At 44.3% G+C, this 21,566-nt stretch carries 28 protein-coding genes and 2 pseudogenes; 7 read left to right on the forward strand and 23 right to left on the reverse strand.

Annotated features, from left to right (window positions below; all coding sequences use genetic code 11):
• Window positions 1–100: 100 nt before the first annotated feature.
• Entirely contained in the window at window positions 101–439 is a 339-nt protein-coding gene (locus tag BW944_RS06920) for a winged helix-turn-helix transcriptional regulator (RefSeq protein WP_076558137.1), read from the reverse strand.
• Window positions 440–561: 122 nt separating this feature from the next.
• On the opposite strand from BW944_RS06920, the gene BW944_RS06925 reads away from it, so the two are divergent.
• Together BW944_RS06925 and BW944_RS06930 are read left to right on the forward strand one after the other, a co-directional pair.
• Window positions 562–1,614 carry an LLM class flavin-dependent oxidoreductase gene (locus BW944_RS06925; RefSeq protein WP_407690081.1) on the forward strand — a complete coding sequence of 351 codons (1,053 nt, stop codon included), beginning with the start codon at window positions 562–564 and terminating at the stop codon, window positions 1,612–1,614.
• 12 nt (window positions 1,615–1,626) lie between these two features.
• A pseudogene (locus BW944_RS06930) lies at window positions 1,627–2,193 on the forward strand (NADPH-dependent FMN reductase).
• Window positions 2,194–2,256: 63 nt separating this feature from the next.
• Here the strand turns inward: BW944_RS06930 and BW944_RS06935 are convergent.
• From BW944_RS06935 to BW944_RS15445, 13 genes and pseudogenes are all read right to left on the reverse strand, one after another.
• A complete protein-coding gene (locus BW944_RS06935; RefSeq protein WP_076558140.1) occupies window positions 2,257–2,457 on the reverse strand; it encodes a hypothetical protein in 201 nt (66 codons plus the stop codon).
• A gap of 58 nt (window positions 2,458–2,515) precedes the next feature.
• Window positions 2,516–2,971 carry a hypothetical protein gene (locus tag BW944_RS06940; RefSeq protein WP_076558142.1) on the reverse strand — a complete coding sequence of 152 codons (456 nt, stop codon included), beginning with the start codon at window positions 2,969–2,971 and terminating at the stop codon, window positions 2,516–2,518.
• Window positions 2,968–3,168, reverse strand: coding sequence for a helix-turn-helix transcriptional regulator (locus tag BW944_RS06945; RefSeq protein WP_076558143.1), 201 nt, complete (start codon window positions 3,166–3,168; stop codon window positions 2,968–2,970). The genes BW944_RS06940 and BW944_RS06945 overlap by 4 nt, the downstream gene beginning before the upstream one ends.
• A gap of 129 nt (window positions 3,169–3,297) precedes the next feature.
• Window positions 3,298–4,143, reverse strand: coding sequence for an SDR family oxidoreductase (locus BW944_RS06950; protein WP_076558145.1), 846 nt, complete (start codon window positions 4,141–4,143; stop codon window positions 3,298–3,300).
• Between the two features lie 27 nt (window positions 4,144–4,170).
• Window positions 4,171–5,256 (reverse strand): DUF6920 family protein, encoded by a 1,086-nt coding sequence (locus tag BW944_RS06955; protein WP_076558146.1) that lies wholly within the window; start codon window positions 5,254–5,256, stop codon window positions 4,171–4,173.
• A gap of 180 nt (window positions 5,257–5,436) precedes the next feature.
• Window positions 5,437–8,268 carry a UPF0182 family membrane protein gene (locus tag BW944_RS06960; protein WP_076558148.1) on the reverse strand — a complete coding sequence of 944 codons (2,832 nt, stop codon included), beginning with the start codon at window positions 8,266–8,268 and terminating at the stop codon, window positions 5,437–5,439.
• Between the two features lie 54 nt (window positions 8,269–8,322).
• Entirely contained in the window at window positions 8,323–9,393 is a 1,071-nt protein-coding gene (locus BW944_RS06965; protein ID WP_084193676.1) for a nitric oxide synthase oxygenase, read from the reverse strand.
• Window positions 9,394–9,663: 270 nt separating this feature from the next.
• Window positions 9,664–9,831, reverse strand: a complete 168-nt coding sequence (locus BW944_RS15000) for a hypothetical protein (protein ID WP_159438185.1) — start codon at window positions 9,829–9,831, stop codon at window positions 9,664–9,666.
• A gap of 379 nt (window positions 9,832–10,210) precedes the next feature.
• Entirely contained in the window at window positions 10,211–10,663 is a 453-nt protein-coding gene (locus tag BW944_RS06970; protein WP_076558149.1) for a flavodoxin, read from the reverse strand.
• Between the two features lie 3 nt (window positions 10,664–10,666).
• Complete coding sequence (locus BW944_RS06975) at window positions 10,667–11,053, reverse strand: hypothetical protein (RefSeq protein ID WP_076558151.1); 387 nt, start codon at window positions 11,051–11,053, stop codon at window positions 10,667–10,669.
• 183 nt (window positions 11,054–11,236) lie between these two features.
• A complete protein-coding gene (locus BW944_RS15220) occupies window positions 11,237–11,449 on the reverse strand; it encodes a hypothetical protein (RefSeq protein ID WP_234983131.1) in 213 nt (70 codons plus the stop codon).
• A gap of 15 nt (window positions 11,450–11,464) precedes the next feature.
• Entirely contained in the window at window positions 11,465–12,076 is a 612-nt protein-coding gene (locus BW944_RS15225) for a TsoY family (seleno)protein (RefSeq protein WP_234983132.1), read from the reverse strand.
• Between the two features lie 76 nt (window positions 12,077–12,152).
• A pseudogene (locus BW944_RS15445) lies at window positions 12,153–12,506 on the reverse strand (hypothetical protein); the annotation flags it as partial.
• A 258-nt stretch (window positions 12,507–12,764) separates the two neighbouring features.
• Between BW944_RS15445 and BW944_RS06985 the strand changes: the two are divergent.
• From BW944_RS06985 to BW944_RS06995, 3 genes are read left to right on the forward strand one after another with little or no spacing between them, the layout of a single operon-like run.
• The gene (locus tag BW944_RS06985; RefSeq protein WP_076558153.1) at window positions 12,765–12,995 is read left to right on the forward strand and encodes a hypothetical protein; all 231 of its coding nucleotides are present in this window, start codon (window positions 12,765–12,767) and stop codon (window positions 12,993–12,995) included.
• 47 nt (window positions 12,996–13,042) lie between these two features.
• Window positions 13,043–13,246, forward strand: coding sequence for a hypothetical protein (locus tag BW944_RS06990; protein WP_076558155.1), 204 nt, complete (start codon window positions 13,043–13,045; stop codon window positions 13,244–13,246).
• A gap of 29 nt (window positions 13,247–13,275) precedes the next feature.
• Window positions 13,276–14,244, forward strand: coding sequence for a methyl-accepting chemotaxis protein (locus tag BW944_RS06995; protein ID WP_143525671.1), 969 nt, complete (start codon window positions 13,276–13,278; stop codon window positions 14,242–14,244).
• An 85-nt stretch (window positions 14,245–14,329) separates the two neighbouring features.
• On the opposite strand, the gene BW944_RS07000 is transcribed toward BW944_RS06995, so the two are convergent.
• Together BW944_RS07000 and BW944_RS07005 are read right to left on the reverse strand one after the other, a co-directional pair.
• Window positions 14,330–14,542 (reverse strand): hypothetical protein, encoded by a 213-nt coding sequence (locus BW944_RS07000; RefSeq protein WP_076558159.1) that lies wholly within the window; start codon window positions 14,540–14,542, stop codon window positions 14,330–14,332.
• A 55-nt stretch (window positions 14,543–14,597) separates the two neighbouring features.
• Window positions 14,598–14,918: a hypothetical protein gene (locus BW944_RS07005; protein WP_143525672.1), complete on the reverse strand. Its 321-nt coding sequence runs from the start codon at window positions 14,916–14,918 to the stop codon at window positions 14,598–14,600.
• A gap of 758 nt (window positions 14,919–15,676) precedes the next feature.
• Here BW944_RS07005 and BW944_RS07010 point away from each other — a divergent pair.
• Both BW944_RS07010 and BW944_RS07015 read left to right on the forward strand, forming a co-directional pair.
• Window positions 15,677–16,333: an MtnX-like HAD-IB family phosphatase gene (locus BW944_RS07010; protein WP_076558541.1), complete on the forward strand. Its 657-nt coding sequence runs from the start codon at window positions 15,677–15,679 to the stop codon at window positions 16,331–16,333.
• Window positions 16,326–17,378 (forward strand): iron-containing alcohol dehydrogenase family protein, encoded by a 1,053-nt coding sequence (locus BW944_RS07015; RefSeq protein WP_076558161.1) that lies wholly within the window; start codon window positions 16,326–16,328, stop codon window positions 17,376–17,378. The genes BW944_RS07010 and BW944_RS07015 overlap by 8 nt, the downstream gene beginning before the upstream one ends.
• 230 nt (window positions 17,379–17,608) lie before the next feature.
• Here the strand turns inward: BW944_RS07015 and BW944_RS07020 are convergent, their stop codons facing one another.
• The 7 genes from BW944_RS07020 to BW944_RS07055 all read right to left on the reverse strand — a co-directional run bounded on the left by BW944_RS07020 (window position 17,609) and on the right by BW944_RS07055 (window position 21,520).
• Entirely contained in the window at window positions 17,609–18,070 is a 462-nt protein-coding gene (locus BW944_RS07020; RefSeq protein WP_076558163.1) for an SRPBCC family protein, read from the reverse strand.
• Window positions 18,071–18,333: 263 nt separating this feature from the next.
• Window positions 18,334–18,651, reverse strand: a complete 318-nt coding sequence (locus tag BW944_RS07025) for a hypothetical protein (RefSeq protein WP_076558165.1) — start codon at window positions 18,649–18,651, stop codon at window positions 18,334–18,336.
• A gap of 112 nt (window positions 18,652–18,763) precedes the next feature.
• Window positions 18,764–19,036 (reverse strand): hypothetical protein, encoded by a 273-nt coding sequence (locus BW944_RS15230; protein ID WP_234983133.1) that lies wholly within the window; start codon window positions 19,034–19,036, stop codon window positions 18,764–18,766.
• Between the two features lie 422 nt (window positions 19,037–19,458).
• Window positions 19,459–19,845 carry a hypothetical protein gene (locus tag BW944_RS07040; protein WP_076558171.1) on the reverse strand — a complete coding sequence of 129 codons (387 nt, stop codon included), beginning with the start codon at window positions 19,843–19,845 and terminating at the stop codon, window positions 19,459–19,461.
• A gap of 33 nt (window positions 19,846–19,878) precedes the next feature.
• A complete protein-coding gene (locus tag BW944_RS07045) occupies window positions 19,879–20,124 on the reverse strand; it encodes a hypothetical protein (protein ID WP_076558172.1) in 246 nt (81 codons plus the stop codon).
• Between the two features lie 418 nt (window positions 20,125–20,542).
• Window positions 20,543–20,788, reverse strand: a complete 246-nt coding sequence (locus BW944_RS15405) for a DUF3953 domain-containing protein (RefSeq protein WP_327290943.1) — start codon at window positions 20,786–20,788, stop codon at window positions 20,543–20,545.
• A 351-nt stretch (window positions 20,789–21,139) separates the two neighbouring features.
• Window positions 21,140–21,520: a hypothetical protein gene (locus BW944_RS07055; RefSeq protein ID WP_076558176.1), complete on the reverse strand. Its 381-nt coding sequence runs from the start codon at window positions 21,518–21,520 to the stop codon at window positions 21,140–21,142.
• Window positions 21,521–21,566: the final 46 nt, after the last annotated feature.

Consider the following 21,566-nt stretch of genomic DNA (forward strand, 5'->3'; position numbering starts at 1 on the left):
GTAAATCGCTGTGATCGTTATAAACATATTTATAATCTTCAACCTTTCAGCTTCCTTTCATGGGTTGGCTATAATTGATAATTACAAATAGTACGGAAGTCTAAGCATTCTCCTTCTTATACTGCGCATGCTTCTCTCCCCACTCATGCATCGCCTCCAGAATCGGCTGAAGATCACGGCCATACTCCGTAATCGAATACTCCACTTTCGGTGGCACTTCCGGGTAAACTTCCCTCGCTACAATCCCTTCCGCTTCCAGCTCTCTCAACTGCTTTGTCAGCATCTTCTGCGTGATCTCGGGAATTTCACGCTTCAATTCACTGAACCGCTGCGTGCCTTCTTTCATAAGGTACAAAAGAATGATCGGTTTCCATTTCCCTACTAATGTCCCTAAGGCTTCCTGGATCTGGCATTGGTCCGGTTTGATATGTTCGTTCATTGCTGGTTCCTCCCATAGGTATCATTGATGATACTACCTTACTTAAAAGTGCGTACTTCCCTTTAGTTCTGTTATCATTCATACTAACATCAGACTCCTGAAAAGAGAAAGGTGAGTTTTTGATGAAATACGGATTGGATCAATCGAATGGATTAGAATTTGGACTATATACCCTTGGCGATCACTTGCCGAATCCTGGCACAGGTGAACGAATCCCTGCAGCCCAGCGACTGAACGAAATCATCGAATTATCTCAACTAGCCGAACAAGCGGGCATCGATTTCTTCAGTGTAGGGGAAAGTCACCAGGACTACTTCACGACCCAGGCACATTCAGTAGTGCTTAGTGCCATCGCTCAGGCGACGGAGAAAATAAAAATTGCAAGCTCCTCTACGATCATCAGTACGCTCGACCCTGTGCGCGTCTTCGAAGATTTCGCGACAATCGACCTGATCTCGGGCGGACGTACCGAACTGATTGCAGGACGGGCATCGCGCACCGGTAACTTCGAGCTCCTCGGCTACAGCCTCCGGGACTACGAAGAACTTTATGAAGAAAAGTTCGACCTGCTTCGTCAAATCAACGAACAGGAAGTGATAAACTGGAGCGGAAACTTCCGGGCTCCTCTGAAAGATGCTCATATCCTTCCACGTCCGATGAATGGAGAACTTCCAATCTGGCGTGCTGTCGGCGGACATCCTGCGAGCGCGATGAAGGCGGGATATGCCGGTGTACCGATGTTCTTCGCCGCCCTCGGTGGTCCTGTATCCACGTTCAAAAATACGGTGGATACCTATCGCCAGGCTGCCAGCCAGGGCGGCCACGACCCTGATGAATTACCGGTTTCCATGGCAGGTTTCTTCTATCCCGGAGAAACGACGCAGGACGCTCTACGCGAATCGTACCCATTTTTCAATGAAGGAATGAAGAAAACGAATGGACATGGCTTCTCGAAGCAGATGTTCGCCCAGGGAGCCGACTCCAGAAGCGTCATGAACGTCGGCAGCCCCCAGCAGATTATCGAAAAGATTTTGTACCAGTACGAAACGTTCGGTCACCAACGTTACATCGCCCAGATGGACTTCGGCGGTGTACCTTTTGAAAAATTGAAGAAAAACATCGATCTGATCGGTGAAAAGATTCTTCCTGAAGTGAAAAAGCATACGAAGAAGTAAGGAGGCAGACCCATGAACATTGTAGGTCTCGCCGGCTCCAAAGTCGGATCAAAAACGAGAACAGCGATGAACTATGTTTAAGAATCAGTAGAGCGTCAGTATCCGGAACAGTCGTTTACCCTTATTGATCTCGGTGACTACGACCTCGAATTCAGTGATGGACGTAATTACCTCGATTACAAAGGGGACACCGGGTATGTTGCGAAGACGATTATGGAAGCGGATGCCATCATCATCGGCACTCCGATTTTCCAGGCGTCTCTTCCGGCAACGCTCAAAAATATCTTCGACCTTCTGCCACAGGACGGGCTGGAAGGGAAAATTGTCAGTATGTATGCGACAGCCGGGTCCGACAAACATTTCCTGATTCCGGAGCAGCAGCTTAAACCCATTCTCGGATACATGAAAGCCCAGGTCGTTCAGACGTACGTTTTCTTAAATGACAAGGATTTTCTCAGTAAGGAGATCATCAACGACGATGTCTTCTTCCGTCTCGATCGTCTCGTCGAAGATACGATGGTACTGACAGAAACGTATCAGAAAATCAAAGAAACAGAAGAAGCAAAATACGATTTTTAACTATTACAAAACCCGTTCTGCAGCAGAACGGGTTTTTCATTTCCTATGTAGGCTTCATATGGTTCACTTCAAATCTTGGGGATTCTCAGCAAACCATTCTATGGATCCGCATTCGATACAGACGGAAGGGTTAATCTTCGTATTCTTTTTATTGGAAAAAAGTTTGTCTCCGTCCGGATTCTTCACCAGGATCCCTTTCATTCCTTCATCTACGTAACAGTCGATCATTTCTCCCTTACATTTCACACAAGTTTTCTCTTTCATTATCTTTCCCTCCTCTTCCTGCTCCATCATACGAAAAAGGGGAAGAAAAAGATTCAGTTCAAAGCAATTCTTTATTTTTCTTATACGAGCGCTTCAGCGAAATATATGTCGTCACAAACATGATGATGGCTGTAATCATAGAAATTCCGATGACATCCATCCATTCTCCTCTGTCAGAAGGTATTCCGAGAAAAATAGCGTATAACACTACGAAAATCCCCAGGAACGAAAGCGATCTGAGGAAGGTGACTTTCCTCTCTTTTCTGTAAGCTTTCTCAGTAACCACGTCCGTATATTCGATACCTGCAAACATGTACCTTGTAGTAATGTAAAAAAGAAAGAGAGCAACCCCCAGAAGCAGGACTGTTCCAGCATCAAACGTGAAATAGCTGTTCGTCACAAGGAGTATCGCGAGAACTGCAAACAGAAGTACTCCCGATTCTGCGAAGAAAAACAGCATCTTCCTCTCCTTGTATTCATCTTCCGGCAACAAAAAAGTAATCCATGACCTCATTCCTCTTCCTCCTCCCAGAATAAATCGTCAAGCGTAGCATCGAGCTCTTTTGCTATAGCGATGCACAGTTTCAGACTCGGATTGTATCTCCCCTTCTCTATCAAACCAATCGTCTGCCTGGCTACTCCGACTTTGCGAGCCAGGTGCTGCTGAGAGATAGACAGCTTCATTCGTGAAATCTTCACATTGTTTTTCACAGCTCTCCCCCATCTCATAAATAATTAACTGATGTAATCTATATATTACATCATCCTTTTAGAAAAATATACCAGGAGACCGAAAAAGTTTTTGACTTACACAAAAAAACGAATAGCTGGACACATACGTCACAGCCATTCGTTCCTGTAATCCTCAATATAGCGTTCAATGGGGATCGGTTTGGATCCGGTCATCTTCTCGAACTCATTCGTCACGCCTTTGGCTAACCCCAGCTTTGTCGGAAAGTGAATACCAACGACCACATTGATGAACCTTTCATCCGCTTCCTTTTCAAGCATGAAGGACTTGAACTCTTTCACTGATGGATTCGTGTATTCTATTTTCTTTCCGAGTACCGCAGTCATAATATCCGCCACTCTGTAAAAATCGACGGCTTTATCCCCTGTGATGACATGACTCTTATTCCTGTGATTGTCAGGATTCTGAAAAGATCGAAGAGCCACCTCAGCGAGATCCCGGGTATCGACAAAGCTCGTCTTTCCTTTACCGGCAGGGATGAAGATACGTTGCCGCTGTCTGATTTCCTCTCTTAAGACATCCTCCAGGTTCTGCATGAAGTAACCGGCCCGGATGAAGGTGTACGGGACGCCGAGTTTTCTGATCGCCTTCTCATTTTTGTAGTGATGAATGAACGGCAGGAACTGCACATCCTTGACGGACAAGTAGACGATATGTCTGACTCCATTGTGCCTGACCGCTTCAAGAAATGCCTGGAACTGTATCTCTTCACCAGGCGGATACATAAGGAACACCTTGCGGATACCTTCCAATGCCTGATCAAAAGTGGAAGAATCGCTCAGATCCAGTTTCACAAAGGAATAGGCCTCTCCGTTCTCCCGTTTCGCTTTTTCCACGTTTCTTACCGCACACGTAAAGGGCAGCCCATGCTTCTTCAATTTTTCAGCTACGGCACTTCCCACTTTCCCATTGAAACCGGTAACAAGAATGCTCACATTCTATCGCTCCTTCCGACCGAATCCTTAGCGGAATTCGAGATCAACTATCTCCAGTTTATACCATGTGAACAGTCCATCTTCCAACACCCAGGATATATCGATTCTGTCCGGAATGAGGACCCCGTCCACCATAGTATTCCGTTTGATTTCACCTATACATTCCGCCAATTCAGCATCGTCCCCGTTATCTTTATAACGGAAAGCACTGATCTTCTCCATCTCTCCGTTCTCCGTGAAATAAAAAGTTGCCGATCCGACCGTTCCATTGTAACTCATCGTCGCTTTTGCAGTATGTTCATCTATACTCTCCCAGTCGATATAAGGACTTAAGGCCATGGACGGGTACAGGGGTAGCTCCATCAGATATCTCTGAAGCGCCGATTGATCCACTTTTTCATTATTCGAAACATGAGCAACACGTATCAAAGAACCGAGCTTCATCACCATCGAGCCTTTCCCGTTGATGAACACATCCTTCCCAGCTACATGAATCAATGGTAGAAAGTCCATTTTCACCGTCCAGAGAAAGGAAGGTTTCTCGGTTTGGACATATTGTTCGGCCTCCGCATCCGACCATGTCGCTTGACCGGGTTTCAGCTTCATCTTTCCTTTTTGTTTGAAGTGTACACCTTTGATCATGTCTTTATCCATCAGACCGATACGATGAATCCACCTTTGTACAGGACCCGGCAACGACGTCAACATATCCTCTGTGATCAGCTGATGCTCAGAGGATTCTGATATATTCATTTCTTTCAAATCAGCCTGGGTCTGCCTATGAAACTGCCATCCGGAGATTCCGACGATCATTCCCAGAAAAATGACACCATTGGGTACCGTGCCGAATTTGGCGTCCTGCCAGAATAGAATGATAAGGACCTGAGAGGAACTGAGGGCCAGGAAAGCAGGAATAACCCACCACTGTTTCCGGGCCAGATACACTCCAGCTGTGAACCAAAACGCTACCAAAGAGAACAACCACATGAAACCGACCGGCTCTGACATCGGTTGAGTCATCGCTTCAATGTCCGAGAACCCGAAAGCATGGAGGAAACCCATAAGGTGAATCAGGCCATGTACCAATAGAAGAACGATGAACAGAACCCTCATCTGTATCCCTTCTTTCCTTGATTTCTTCCCTATAAGTTTACCCTGTGGAGGAAGTATCAGAAGTGATATCCTTTACAATTCTGTGTCTGAGTGGGCACATTCGGTGGTACAGATTATACAAACAGCCCCGGATAAAAGATTTTATCCGGGGCTGCATTTCAGAAGAGGGTCACTCTTCATTTATTCTTCTGTCGTACCTTCTTCTCCAGTAGTGCCGGCTTCACCTTCAGCGTCCGGATTCTCTCCATTCGGCTGAGATTGTTGAGCTCCCGGGAGACTCTGGGAATCCTGCAATGTCGACTGTATCTCTTCCATGATGCGTCCGGCTTCTTCATAGTTGCCGTCGGACATCTGCTGCTGATACTGATCGAACATATCCGCGATTTCCTGAAGTGTTTCATTCGATTCGAGCGAAGGTTGTTGTCCTGCTCCTTCTTCGCCTTCTCCACCTTCTGGAGATTCCACCTCAGGATCGATGCGGGACAGCAATACTTCCAAAGCTTCATCGAACGTCGGCTCCATCACGATCTGTTCCTGATAAGCGAGGATGACCTGCTTCACTTCAGGAAGAGACGTCTCATTCGAAGATTCGATATAGACAGGCTCCGCATACAGCACCGTATCCTCGATCGGAAGAACCAGCAGGTTACCACGTATGACTTCGGATCCTCCCTGAGACCACAGATTCAATTGCTGAGAAATATTACTATCCTGGTTGATCCTGTTCTCAATCTGCTGTGGACCATAGATGTTTTCCTGCTTCGGAAATTCATAGACCATCTTTTGTCCATAATTGTCCCCGTCATTTCGGACACCCATCCAGGCGATCATGTTCTGACGGTTCCTCGGCGTAAACGGCGTCATAAGGATGAATTCTTCTTCTTCAGCCTCTGGCAGACGCATCGTCACGTAATAAGGCTCCATCGTGATGTCCTCGTTGAAGTATTTCTCCGTCGGGATTTCCCAGTAGTCCTCACGGTTATAGAATACTTCAAGATTCGTCATGTGATACGTCTGATACATTTGAGCCTGTACTTTGAAGAGATCGATCGGATAACGGAAGTGATTCCTCACGTCCTCCGGAATCTCTTCGGTGAACAGATCCGGGAAAATCTGCTGGTATGTCTGGAGCAGTGGTTCTTCCGGGTTCACTGCGTAAAAGTTGGTTTCTCCGGTATAGGCGTCAATGGTCACCTTCACGGAGTTACGGATATAACTATTATCCCCGGAATATGGTTCGGAATATGGATAGTTCTCTTCCGTTACATAGGCATCAATCATCCAAGCCATTGTTCCATCATCACGGACGAAGATATACGGGTCTTCATCATACGATAGGAAGGGAGCGATCCTTTCCACACGGTCCATGATATTACGGGATTGGAGCATCTGAGAATCTCCGGTTACCTGATCGGAGACGAACATCCGGAACGATCCTTCATCAATAGCGAAAAGCGCACGATTGATACCCGAGAGTGGAACACCTGTATCAGCTTCGAACGTGTTCGACATATTCTCATCGCCAGCCGGGTAGTCGAATTCGTCCACTCCGCTGTTCACAATGACAGAATCATATTCTTCTTCCCCGAAATATACCTGTGGGCGTTCAATATCGAGATCCCCTTCCGGAGGAAGATTCTCCACCATATATTCCGGCTGCCCTTGAGCGGTGATCTCATTGACATTACTCATCGCTATCCCGTAGCCGTGCGTGTAACGAAGGTTTTGGTTCACCCACGTCTGAGCTTGAGATGGCAAGTCGGAAGTATTCAATTCACGTGCGCCGAGAAATACTTGTTCATATTCCCCGTCGATGTTGTAACGATCGATATCGATATCGTTATATTCATAATACGTACGGAACGTCTGGAGCTGGTTATAGACATCCAGAAGAGGTCTGGCGTCGTTGATACGAACGTTATTGATCGTGTCCTGGTTACGCTCCACCATAGACTGATCCAGCGTATCAGCTCCTGGATGCTGTTCTTCCATCATATTATCAAGATCATAAGCCGTTCTTGTCATCGATAGATTCTCTTCCAGATACGGACTTTCCTTGGAAAACTCATTCGGTGACACGACGAAATTCTGCACAATGATCGAAGCACCTTGAGCGATGATCAAAACTGCGATATAGAGGACAATCGGTGCAATCATTCCCTTCCATTTACCACGGAACAGCGAAATGATCACCCAGACCGTCCCGAGAAGGGCTACACCAGCCAAAACATAAGAAGCCGGTATATTCACGACATCATCCGTATAGCTGAGACCATGGACCACGCTTTCCTGCACGGCATTGACCTGGTTCGTGAGCAGGGTATGGAATGGTTCGAGCACGTGTTGGGCAGCCAGCAACACTCCGATAACAGCGAGAGTACTCCCCATATGGAGCTGTGCTTTCCGGCTCATCCGGTACATGTTGTAGACGGAATAGAACCCGATTTGTACAAGGAAAAAGAAAATCGCCAGACCAAGCACAATCGAAAGTACGAATTCAATGAATGGCAGAACGAACATGTAAAAAGAGACGTCCCTGCCGAAGTGAGGATCCGTGATCCCGAATGTTTCATGGTTAAGGAACTTCAGCCACGGCTCCCAGCCGATCCCCTGTACGAGGACACTACCGAGCAGACCGACGATCAGAGAAATCACGAGCACCATCAGGCGACTCTGTTTTTTACTGGTAATGAAAGGAGGGAGCTGACCGGCTGAAAAATGTCCGACATAGACATTACGGATCCAGCTGAAGGTAATATAAGTAAAGATGGTAAAGACGAGAAAACCGACAACCCCGAGCATCAGTTTGCTCGTAAGAATGGTCATGTAAGATTCCTGGTACCCCACAGTCCCCATCCATATATAGTCGGTGATCCAATTAAATGATATAAGTACGAGAAAAGCGAGAATGATAAAGAAGACGAAAATCTTTCCCAGCCATCCCCCCGCCTTGCTGAGTTTCTGTTTTTGAGAAGCAGATAAACCGCTCGTTCGTTTCGGTTTGATATCCAAAAATAATTCCTCCTTTCTTCTACTTTATATCTACGATTTTCCACGAAAAAAGTTTCAGGAAAACGGGCAACTTTGATAAAAATAATTCGGTGTATCCATACGGTCTTCATAACTTTGATGAAAAATAGGTGTGGTCGCAGGGGAAACGGGAGGGTTCAGCCATGACCAGTCTCCGGTCACCTGACGGGCATACTTGCATTCGTTCTTCTGAAAGACCTGGAACTGCTGGGCGGCTGTGTGATGATCCACAAGTGAGACTCCGTCCTGTTGAAAGGAATAAAGAACTGCCTGATTCAACTCCACAAGTGCACGATCTTTCCAGAGGGAAGAATTCCGTTTCGTATCGATTCCCATTTTACGGGCGACGACTGGCAGCAGGTCATACCGGAAGTCGTCCGCCAGGTTCCTGGCACCGATCTCCGTTTCCATATACCAGCCGTTGAACGGCGCACACGTGTAGTCGATGCCACCAATCTCAAGGCGCATATCGGAAATGATCGGCACCGCGTACCAGCGCAACTCCAGCTCCCGAAACCAGTCATATTCCGGGTGCCTCAGCTCCACTTCCTCAATAGCGTCTTCCGGCACGTCATACCAGACTGGGGCGCGGTCATCGATATGAAAGATATGCGGCAGAATATCAAAAGATGTACCTTTCCCTTGCCATCCGAGCTCCATCGCCCGTTTCGTCAATTCTACAGAAGCGGGATCCCCGATCACACCATCTCCGGTCTCGTAACCGGCGTACCGGAGAAGCTGATGGTTCCAGATTCTGATTTCACTTGCTTCAGTTTTCGGTTTGAAGATACTTATCGTCGACTGGATTTTCCCGCCATTGGTCGCCTCACGGATATGATCGGTCAGCGCCTCTGCCACTTCTTCTTCCATATCCATGTGCCGACAGTCCTTCACTTCAAGTCGCTCCCAGAACAATCGGCCGATGCAGCGATTGCTGTTACGCCACGCCATCTTCGCCCCGTGTTCCAGCTCTTCATATGTATGGGTGTAGTAGCCCGTTTCCTCTATTTCTTTTTCCACTTCATATATACGTTCATATAGTTCAGACTCAGACTTCTCCAGTTCCTGATAACACTGCACTAAAAATTGTTTCGCCTGTTCAATCATGAGGACCCTCTCTTTCCCCTTCATCATACCATATATGAGAGAAAAGAGGGATGACAAAGCTGTGACTCCTTCTGTCGGAAACAGGGAAAAAAGATCATGCTTTCTGTGATTTTTTCAAAATATACATGTGGTAATGGGCGCTGAATTCCGGATAGTCCGTATACCGATCAGCAAGCACTGTCCATGAAATATCCATTTCATCGAAGATTCTTATCAGAACAGCTTCCCGCTTCTTTAAGGCTTCCCGGACCCTACTCTTGACGCTTCGATTCAGCTTTCATTTCTTTTCTCTTCGAACAGGAGGATCAGCGTGGCTATGGGTCCAAGGAACAGGGAAAGCAGGAACCAGTTCAGTCCCGTACGGTTCTTGCCCTGAGCCAGTCCGGCGTTGATCAGCGCAAGGGTCCCCCATCCTACGAAATACTGATCATTCATCATTCATCTTCCATCTCCTTCCGCTGGAGTGCTTCATCTCTTTCAATGGCTCTCCATTTTTTGAATTTCTCATAAACTCCTCCCAAGTTTTATATATCTATCTTTTGATTCTGAAGTATTCCCCTGCCATTCAATCACTGAATAATTTTGAAAAGGCGAGGATAAGAAGTATCTACATCAACATTCTTCTGACTTTTTCGCCGAAGTGACCTCCGTGACCAGAACTTTCCCTTTCCTACGCATCTCTTCTACATGCCAGAAATATGTAACTTCATGCTACTAAAGTATAACATCTCGGGTCACCAGCCATCCATCCGGTCTCATTAAAAAAAGAAGATGGGCTCCCCATCTTCTTCGCGCTGGTTCTTCTTTCTCCTGATCATCAGCGGAGGACGGACACCTGCCTGGCCACTTCCTGAGCAAGTATACGGCATCCCTCTATATCCGCACTGGTGTCAGGGTTCATCTCAACGGTAAGTCCTTCGGATACGAGTACCGCCCCGCTCTCTTTCAGTTGCTTCTCAAGCGTGTGCACGGCCTCGCAGAACATCGGATACATCCGATCCCCCGAGCCGAAGACAGAAGCAGGAACTCCGTTCAGTTCAACCTCTTCAAGCTCTTCATAGAAATCCTCCACCTCATACGGCAAGTCCCCGTCATTCCACGTATAGGAACCCAGAAGAACCGCATCGTAATCCGACAAGTCTGAGGGGGATATATCTTCGATTTCCTCTATCGTCACCTCATGGTACTTCGTTAAATGGGACTTTAATAGATCCGCAATGTCTTCGGTGTTCCCGGACATACTGGCGAAGGCGATCAGAATATGTGCCACGGCCTATCCCTCCTCCACGAGTTCCGGTTCTGCTATCATCGACTTGATTTTCCTGTAGGCAGCCGAATGTTCATGAAAGAGCTCCTCTTCTTTGTTTTCCAGGGCTTCATCTATTTTATACGTATGATAATTGAGCTCCAGCTCCAGATCGAAAAAGGTACGCATCACTCCTTTTGCGTAACCATCATCGATTGCCTCTGTAGCCATCGGGAACGGTTCCTCGCCCTGCTTCGTCACTCCGATATACCATCCCATCTGATCGACGAAAAACGGTTCTCCGATAAGCTCTATCTTTTCCCCGGCCCGGAATTTCATAACCCCGTGGCACGAACAGCCCGGGTTCCCTTTTTCATATGTAAATGTTTTGCATATATATAGACATCGATTCATAATGATCGCTCCTCTCTATCTGGTAGTATCATCTTAATTGATAATGATTATCAATGTCAACAACTTGATGAAGGGAACGATTCATCTGCACCTATTACGACAGTTATGTGCAATAAAAAAGGAGGATGCCCTAGAAGTCTGTAATTGACTACTAGAACAGCCACCTATTCGGATTACCTTTGATTAAGCACTATGCGTCAGATCTCTTTCATTGTTCACAGTCGATTGCTGACTTTTACCTGTAAAATGCTTATTGTTTAGTTGGAACAATACCCTGATCGTTTTGAACTGGACATAGGCGTAAGGGAGAACCAGTGCGAAATACACCGGTGAAAATTTGGTTACGATCCCGTTCTGCACCAGTCCCCAATGAATGAAAAACATCCCTAAGACCATAAACGCAACCCCCGGTCATATTAATGCATAGCTGCCTGCGCTCTTCTCTTTGCCATCTACGTAATCATGGAAGTAATTTACATTTTTCAACACGGAGAAGCCGATGAATCCAAACATCACCTGTAAGGAAACCAGTACAGTCAATACAAGGAGCAGCGGCAACGATGAAGGGGCAGCGACATCCATCAGATTATGGCTCACTCCCATGTATAACCGGACAAAAGTGATACCGAGCAAAGTGAGGATCGGGATGGAAATCCATACGCTGGGACTACCACCTTTATCAATCCCCTTCTCAAAAATGGATGTAAAACCAAGTATCATTTTGATTCCCATCAGTACAACAGCTAAGCTGGTGGAAAAGATCGCTATGATCATTCCAACGACTGAGACGCTCAGGGAATGGCTCATCGCTGCCGGGGCTGCAAAACCTACAGCAATCATAGCAAAGGCGAATACGGTCAGCATATGACTCAAGTTATTATTTTTCGCAAAATCCAAATCCCCGCGGATCATAAATCGGGTGAAATAATCTTTGAACAACGCCAGAGCGTAGAATCCTACAGCGAAGAACGCGGCTAAAGCAAAAGGAAACAAGTATTCGATGACGTTCCATAAACCTGGCACAAAGGCTCCTCCAAGAATTGAACAGGACATTGATGCTCATCGCTAAGGTCAGAGGGATAGCCATTAGGGGGACCTCTGCATTCGAATTCCGCAGCTTCGTGTAAGCAGGCGTTTGTCTGAACAGACAGTATTCCCGGATATTCCTGAATAATAATCGAAAATGTTTGTACCCGAAATAGAGCACCCCGATCAAAGCGAGGATGACAGTGGCAGATAAGATAAGTCGGTTTCCGGTAAGAGCGGACATCAAATGTTCGAAGTTTGCCATCGGCCTCCCCGGATGTTCCACCATGAACATGAGATACATGTAGAAGGAGACAGCCACTCCTCCACTACCTAATGAAGCCAAAAAATACAACGGATTATACGTTTCTTTGAGATACTTGGGCATAGAATCCCTTCCTTTCTTCGTTTTCGTTTCTATGACCATTTTATATACCCTACCTGGTATTAACAATGAATGAATTCCCCTATTTATACGTCTCTCCGAATAGCTGTATTAACTATTGGATAAATTTGCCGAAATAAGTAATAGACTATTTTCCTTACAGAATGACGGACATACACATAATGGGAGGATAAAGGAAGCCGGCTACATCACACGAACGACTTCGTCGCTTTTCAAACGATAGTCTACAGGAATTCAGCAATTCCCCATAAACTTCTATATCGAAAAGGGTGGTTCTTCATGAATACTGTTGAAACGATGCGGTTGCAAGATACCAGGAAGAAAAACGTACTGATGTTCTTTGTCTTCTCCGTATCCTTACTAGCTGCTGTCACGAAGTCATTGTTTGAGAACAACACCGAAGGTCTCTACATCTTCGGGGCGGAAATCTTCGTTTTTTCCCTGTTATTCGTCAGTCTTCAATTCCTTTGGAAGAAGTATAATCTCTTCCTTATCTCGCCGTTACGTTGACAAACGTGTTTACTATGGCCGGGGTTTTCTTAACAGGAGGAGGTTGGATGGTCATTCTTGTCACCTTTTTCCTTACGATTTTCTCCGTCATCCATTTCAAGCGGAAGTTGTTCGCTATCGGCTACGGGCTCGGTATGACGACGATCATCCTCACCCTGCTTTATGGAACGAAAGAAACGGCCAGTCTTACAAGCAATGCGCCGACGATTTTTCTGACTACCTTCTATCGGGGGTTCTGCTTGGTGTATTGATTCATTTAAATGTCCGCCAGGAACACGAAATGGAACGTTTGCTTCATGCGTCTGAAGAGAATTCGGACAAGCAGAAACGATTGAAAGAAAAACTGGAAACGAGTGTATCATCCATCATTGAAAGCGTATCGAGCGTCAATACACGTGTCCAAACCAATGTTGAAGCACAAGGGGAAATGAAGCAGGTACTGATGGAAATGGCGGCAGGGAGTCAACAACAGAGTGAGCAAATCGGAAGTATCTCCTCCCATTCCTCCACCTCCCACAAAGCGATGCATCAACTGAGCGATTCGATCCAGGCTCTCACTGCGGAATCGGAGCAGGCGACTCAACTGACCATCGACGGGGAACAGAAAGTCGAAGAGTTCAAGCAGGATACAGAAGAAATCCGTTCCTTCATCCATGACTTGAATGAAACGTTCCAGCATTTGAGTCAGAAAGTGAAGGAAACCAATTCCTTCTCCGGTCGAATCACGCAAATCTCCGAACAGACGAACTTACTTGCTTTGAATGCGTCGATTGAAGCGGCTCGGGCGGGAGAAGCAGGAAAAGGATTCTCTGTCGTCGCCGATGAAATCCGCAAACTTGCTGAAATGACGAATGAGACGGCTGCTCAAATTACGAGCAACCTGACAGAAGTGAACGAGAACAACCAGGAAACGTTGACCAAAATGGAGACGAGTGAACAGAAGATCGATTCGATTCACGACTCCTCGAAAGAAATCACCTCGTACTTCACAAAGCTGAAGACGAGCATCCACCAAATCGCTTCCCGCTTTTCCGAAACCGAAAGAATTGCAGACGATGTGATGCGGGATAGTACGGAAGTCGACCAGTCCACCGCTGAGCTTGCCAGCATTATTAAAGAAGCGAGTGCCAGCATGGAAGAGATGAGTGCCACCGTCGAAACATTGAACAAGGATAACAATCGTGTTGCAGCTTCCATGAAGGAAACGGCAGCCCAGGCCGAAAGCCTGAGAAGTCAGATGAACGATTGATTAAAAGAAGCCTCAAGCGTTTCGATTACGCTCGAAGCTTTTCTTTATAATGAACGTTTCAAGTCACCTGCACCTCCGATTCACTTCACTTGCGTACAGGTATTCCCCTTCGTTCCGTACCAGATGCAGACGAATCCCTTTCACCTTTCAACCATTGATAAATCCTGGTGAGTTGATGCAGGCTCCCGGCCAACACACCTAGAATCGCACCTAACAGTAATGTGTTCCCGAATCCTTCAGGAATGATTCCCAAAAAGAAAGCTATGCCGATACCGAGCACCAAATATATGTAAATCAATTTTATCCCTCCATTGTCTGAGCTGGAAACAGGCATCCACTGTGCGATTCACCATCTAGTTGAGCATTTCCCACAGGTCCCCTCTCTCCATATCGATCAGCTGTCCAAATACTCCTAACGTTCTGATAGTCGTTTCTTCTCCATTCGAATCTTCAAATGTTCTTTCCTCGGAAACGAACACGCCAGCGTTTTTAAAATGAGAGGAGCTGAAGCTTAAGTACTGCTGCCCCTTCTGGCAATTCCCATCCCCCTCACATTGAATGCCGTGTTCATCAGCGACCCACCTATCAAAAGCTGATTCAGAAGGTGTGGTTATCACCATTCCGAATACCAGCGTAACGAAAACTATACCAATCAGATACACTACTTTTTTCAACAACCCGAAGCCCCTTCCGCTACATCCGATAATCTTTGAAACCCTTTATATGTATATAATCCTACTCGCTTAAGAACAACTTATTCCACACATAAAAAACCACTAGATAGATCCCTATGAAAGTACCAAAATCAATGATTGTTGATACGAGGTTGAAGTTGTCAGAGAACACGTTGTAGGAGAAATCGAAAACAGTAAAAATGATTTCAGTTATAATCTAAGTAAGTACCCCCGTAACCCCGGCTGCTATCACCATTTTCATAAGTAACTCTCCCTTTTCGTCCCTTTTATCATAAGGTTTTTAGTTACAGTAGTTCACTTGATCTTTTTTCAAAATATCCCCGATGTCTTTGTCTATAATAAGTTCAAACTCTCGGCAAAATTCTGTGTCGCGCTCATCGAGAATATGCACTACAAAAACAACCCCCATAAAATATTTAAGAGCATGCACCCCCTCCTTTAATTCAACTCAACTATTCCCGTCTTTAAGGGAGCGAACCGGTAACTATCATTTCAAAATTATGCTTAATATAACTACGAATGGAGGAAAGGTATTGTTTCAAAATTTACTATCATCTCAAAACTGATACTTCTGTTATCCTGATCTATACTTGAATACTCCCTTTTCATTTACAAACTCACGAACAATGACTTTCCGCGTTTCGTGTCTGTTTGGTGACATTAAACGACACGTGGTCACTTTCATAGGGGGCATCTGATATAATGTATATATAAATAGATTGATGGGGGCTGAAATCATGAAGAATTGGGCATTTGTCTCAGACTTTGATGGAACCATTTCTAAGAAAGACTTTTATTGGGTGGTAATTGAGAAATATTTCCCTGAAGGACAGGAATTGTTCAGGAAGTGGAAAGCAGGCGAAATGAAGGATATCGAATTTTTATCTACTGTCTTTTCTTCCATCGACCAGGGTGAACAACAGATTATTGAAGATATCTGGCAAATTCCTATTGATTCTCACATCCCCGAATTCATTAAAATGATCCAGAATAATGGCGGCGACTTTTATATCCTGAGTGCTGGCACGGATTATTACATTTATCACATTTTAGAGAAATATGACATTAAAGGGGTTACTGTACTATCCAACGAAGGATACTACCAGGATGGAAATGTCCATATGAATATCGATCCCGGTCATCGTCATTTTTCTGAACGGTATGGAATCGACAAATCAAAAGTCATCCAGGACCTTAAAGAAGAATACGAAACGGTCCATTTTGCAGGAGATAGCGAGCCGGATTCCCATCCTGCCGTTTATGCTGACCTCACGTTTGCCAAAGATGCCCTAAAGGACATTCTGAAAGAAAAGAACATCCCTTTCATTCCTGTCACAGCGTTTGAAGAGGTCGAAGCCGAACTGCAAAGAAAAGGATTCCTTCCTCATGACTAATCCCATAACGAATATCCCTATCCCGGCGGTACTGGAAATTGAGAGAGGCATCATTTTTAAGCTTGAGGATGTTCTCCATAAACATGGATTCAAAAAAGTGCTCATTATCTTTGACCTCTTTACGTTTGACCATTACGAAGAGGAAGTAAAGAATTCTTTCTCTCATATAAAGGTGGATACGCTGCTTATAGAAAATGAGCTGGATATCAAGGATCTGATCTCCAAAGCCTTTGAGCTGGAAACATTCGACGCGATCATCGCTATCGGCGGCGGTGCTGTCATCGATTATGGCAAATATATCGGGTTTTCAAGAAGAACACCCTTCATAAGTGTACCTACCTCTGCTTCCAACGATGGGTTCGCCAGCAGCAACGCTTCCCTTTTGGTCGAAGGGAAGAAAACGACCGTCCCTGCCAAAATTCCATACGGCCTTATCGCTGATCTCGATATTATCAAAAATGCCCCGCATAAGTTCATTTTAGCGGGAGTCGGCGATTTGATGTCTAATGTGACAGCTCTATATGACTGGGAATTCGAAGAACGTCATAACGTGGATCATGTAAATGCATTCGCTTCGATGCTAAGCAAGAAAGCGGTGAACAGTTTCATCCGAACCCCTATGGAAGATATCAAAAACCCGGTATTCCTGAAAGAACTCGTCAGCTCTTTAACGATGGGAGGGATCGCTACGGTCATTAGTGGCAACAGCGCTCCTATCAGCGGATCTGAACACCTGATTTCCCATGCGCTCGATAAATACGCCGAAAATCATCATATGCACGGGATCCAGGTAGGAGTCGCCACGTATATCATGGCAAACGTTCAGGACCATCGGGCGGAGCGGATGTACAAAGTATTCACCCGTACCGGTTTTTTCGACTACGTCAAAACCCTGCAAATGTCGAAAGCCGATTTTAGACAGGCGATTGAAAACAGTCCTCAAATAAAACCGTACCGCTACACATATCTGCATGACGATGAGTACCGGGAGAAAGCGTTGAAGTTCTTAGAATCCGATCCTATTTTGCAGGATATCTTATTTTAAAGAGAGGGCGTATACCCTCTCTTTCTTTATATACTCTATTCCATCCTCCTGAATAACATCTACATAGAAAAACGGCAGCCGTATGACTGCCGTTTTCTATGCGAGCACCCGCTTATTTAACCAATTCTTTCGTCTTTCCATCATCTTCAGCGAGACCCGGTCTGATATGAAGGGTGCGATAACTTCATTCTACAAGAAAAGGCCTTCTTCTTTATTTTCGGCAGAGGGAATTATCGCTGCTTGAAGATTTCCTCAACCTTCTGATGCCTATACCTGAAAATGTCCTCCAGCTTCTTCCTGACAGTTATCTGATGCGCTACTCTGCCGACCATAGCGTAAGGAAGCGCGTAATGGACAATATCCGTCATCTCTACACCGTTTTCCACTTCCTTAAAATGATGCTGATGATGCCAGAAGCGGTATGGACCATGTCTCTGCTCATCAACAAAGTACTTATTCTCTTCCATGTGAGTGATTTCCGTCATCCAACTCAGGGTTATCCCGAGCACCGGCTGTAAGCGATACGTCGCAATCATCCCGGGATACATGCGATCAGGGAGCTCCCCGGTAACTTCAAACTTCATCCATGGCGGAGTGATTCTGGATAAGTTTGCTGCACTGGAGAAGAACGACCATGCCTCGTTTATAGAAATGGGAAGCTGCTGGGTTCTTTCTATCTTATATATTTTCAATGACTCTCACCTCTAAATAAGGTTTTCCACTTTTCAATGAAAGTTAATCCCTATTCATGCTCCTTCAGGTAAATTTTACCTGGATTGTCACCTATGTTTTCTGCATAGTGGAATTTCGTTTTCAACACCTTATAAGTAGCTTCGGTCACGGGATTATTCTAAGCATTCTTTGGTACTCAAGGAACGATCGTATTCCTATGCTGTCCATTTTTGCAGCTAACGCAACCTCTTATGAAATCCTTGAATTCTGGAAACTATTAGAATCAATAAACAATTCCAAATGGATACGGTAATAATATTCTTATAACAAACCATGTAATAGCAGCCAGTACAACAAATACCACCATGATACTTAACGTTTGCTTGTACCGTTTTTGTTCCTTTGCATTTGAATTAATAAAGTCCCAACCAAATCTTATCGAAAGCAGTAACAGAACCAGCATCACCCCGAAAGCGAAAGATTCATCCAGCACAGCGGGAGCGATTAACGCTAAAATAATACTGATGAACGTTATGTTATTGTCGGTTCTTTGGTCGACCTTTTCCAAATGGGAACCGATGGTATAGAAATATTTCTTCATGAAATGCCCCACTTTCATAACATCTTGCTATCGAAGGATATTGTTTGAGAAATCTTGCCTATCAACCATGCTCCAAACCCGGACTCCGCCATAATGAAACAGCCCGCAAGTTCTATTTCTCTCTCGAAAGAATCACCTTGATGAAATAGGCCAGAATAAGAGTAAGAAATCCTATGCTCAAGCAGATCCCACCGAAAACCATAAAGGCGTTTATATAACCTTCCGTTCTGATGAGAAACATATCTGTGGTCGTTACGCCTACATTCATCTGCCAATCTTCCGCTCGATACATGCCTAAATTGGGACTGAAAATCAAAAATATTAATCCGATTACTGACAAAACTGCCCCAATAGTTATAAATTGTAAGAAGTTATCTTTTGTCACTTGACTCACCCTTTCACATGGAAGGTATCGCTTAAAACGTCCTCCCTTTTGTTACTTTACTTCTTCTCTATGAATTGACACTGCTAGTAAAAAACTTTAGCATAGCTCCCTATTAGAAATACGATCCCGAACGTAAGATAAGTGTATGCCATTAATACATTTCCAATTTTCATATTGTTAAATCCAAATAGTACCAAAGCCAGTGCAAATATGAAAATCGCAATATCTAAACTGAAAAACATCCCTATCCCTACTGAAATAATTGTTAGCACAAGCCCACAAAACCTCAACTTTCCGTACATCTCCTTCCTATATTCAGTCCCCAACCTCTCCTGCTCTACATAATTAGTGAGGGCAGTTATACCACTATTACCTGTGTTTGATTAATAATAAAGGTTTTTTCTTTTGTCCGATTATATGTACTAGTTATTTTTCATAAATACAATCGTCCGCACTATTGGGAGAATAACCAAACTTAAAGAAAAGCACAGAACTAAAGGCACATTTTCCAAGTCTGCCAGCATTCCTGTTCCTTCCGTAATAAAAAGTATTATACCTATAACAACAACTAGTACCAGATAACTTATAGTAGAAGCCTCAGAAGATAAATGCCTCTCCTTTTCAACTCTATCGCTTATTACAGTTTTGGAACTTGTAAGGTAATTTAGAAAATAAGCACTCACTAGAGAAAAATATATTAGCGAATCCAACCTCTCCTGCCCTTCAATCAACCACTTATATAAACCATATGAAGCAATAGCAATGAGTGCCAAAATAAACACTGTATAAGTTATTACTTTTTCTCTCATACAAACACCTCCCTGAAAAAACACTACGCCTTTTCAGATAATCGTTAAGGTAACAGTCAATAGTATTCCAGCAATTGAGAGCGCCATAAGAGCAAGCCCCAACGATTTTTCATCCATCGTAAAGTAGTATCTGAACCCTACAGTGAACAGCATTATGAACGAACTAATAATGTAAACTCCACTTTGGATCGTGACGGATTCCATCGTTGCTTCGATAGTCAGGGATACAACTACTCCCAAAATAATCAGGACCGTGATAAAATCTACGACTTTCGTCAATTAGACCCCTCTTTCCTATTAGTCCCCTAGAACAACAAACTTCTCATTATGAATACTCCATAGGTCATTGCTACTAAGTTTTATTCAAAAATGAGATACCAGACATTAATGATCTGATCGTGAATTTGATAAAGCTGAATAGATGTAATAGATTCCTGCAGGCAGGCACAGGAAAGGAACGATAATATGTAAACCTAAAAACCCGTAGTCGTTTTGCAAAATGGATCCTACTGACCTTATCGATAGAATCACCAATATAATTCCGTATAGTACATTCATCTTTTTGTCTTGAACATCATAACTCTCCCTCTCGCAGGTATCATTTTCTCTCATTAGATACGACTATCTCCTGGTCCTTCCGTGCTTTTTCTTAAGCAATCAACTGACAGGCAATCGATGCTTATTCGCACGAATGCTTTTATAGAGTATAAATCCCGACGAAAAAACTAAAACCGAAGGCAAGAAATAGTGTAAAAGCGACTGGTTTTCGGTTTCGAAATTCAGCAACCCCCATAACGAGCACTAATCCACTTACTAACAACAAAAGGTAAGGTCCTAATCCGGTTGTTCCTGTTATCAAACTATAACAGGCCAGGAGAGTTACAACCGCTCCCAAAAGTATTCTAAGTATTTTCATTCGATCATTCTCCTTTCTAACTTCCATACGCTTTATCCTTACTTCAAAATATCCATCGTCCTCATTCCTCCCACCCTTCCTGATTCACCTTCTGATTATGTTAAATAAAAACCTTTGCTTCTAATAATTTCACCTTAGCATTACTACAACTTGCCCCACTGTTAGCAGTATACAAATCGTCACCATAAGAATTCCTGGAAAGCCTTTGTTCTGTAAAGTGTAGTACCAAACACTATTCATTAGTAATAACAAACAAACCGCTAAGAGGAAAAAGTTATAATGTAGCACTCCCATTAACACCCCCCCTTACACCATTCCTCTTAATACACGTACGATAGGAGACCAGTTTCGTTTCAAAATTGAAAAATATCTTGAAACTTATTTCAAAGGTAACCGGGTTTCCACATTGAAAAATATACCTTCAGCCAAACCTAAGTACCGACCTTCCACACCTAAATCCATACTCTCTTTGAAATATCCGAGCTTAAGCAACGTTTCTTCATTGTTGTTAAAATGAACTTCATAATTTGGAGACTGAAAATCCATATTAGCTGTGGAAGCTGTACCGGCTTGATCTAACTCTGTTACAAGTTCTTCAATGAAACCTTCATCCTCAATAGACGCCACCAGCTTTTCACTGTCCCATTCATACACCTCAATACTTGTAACGTCCTCGTGATTCAAGTTTAAGTTATCGTTTTGACACCCTACTAAAATAGATAAGAATAACAAAAGCCCAAAAACCCTTTTGATTTTCAACAATGTAACCTCCTAATCTCCCGTTAGAAACTCATGCAAGTTTGGC

The sequence above is a fragment of the Salimicrobium flavidum genome (assembly GCF_900156645.1).
Classification (GTDB): domain Bacteria; phylum Bacillota; class Bacilli; order Bacillales; family Halobacillaceae; genus Salimicrobium; species Salimicrobium flavidum.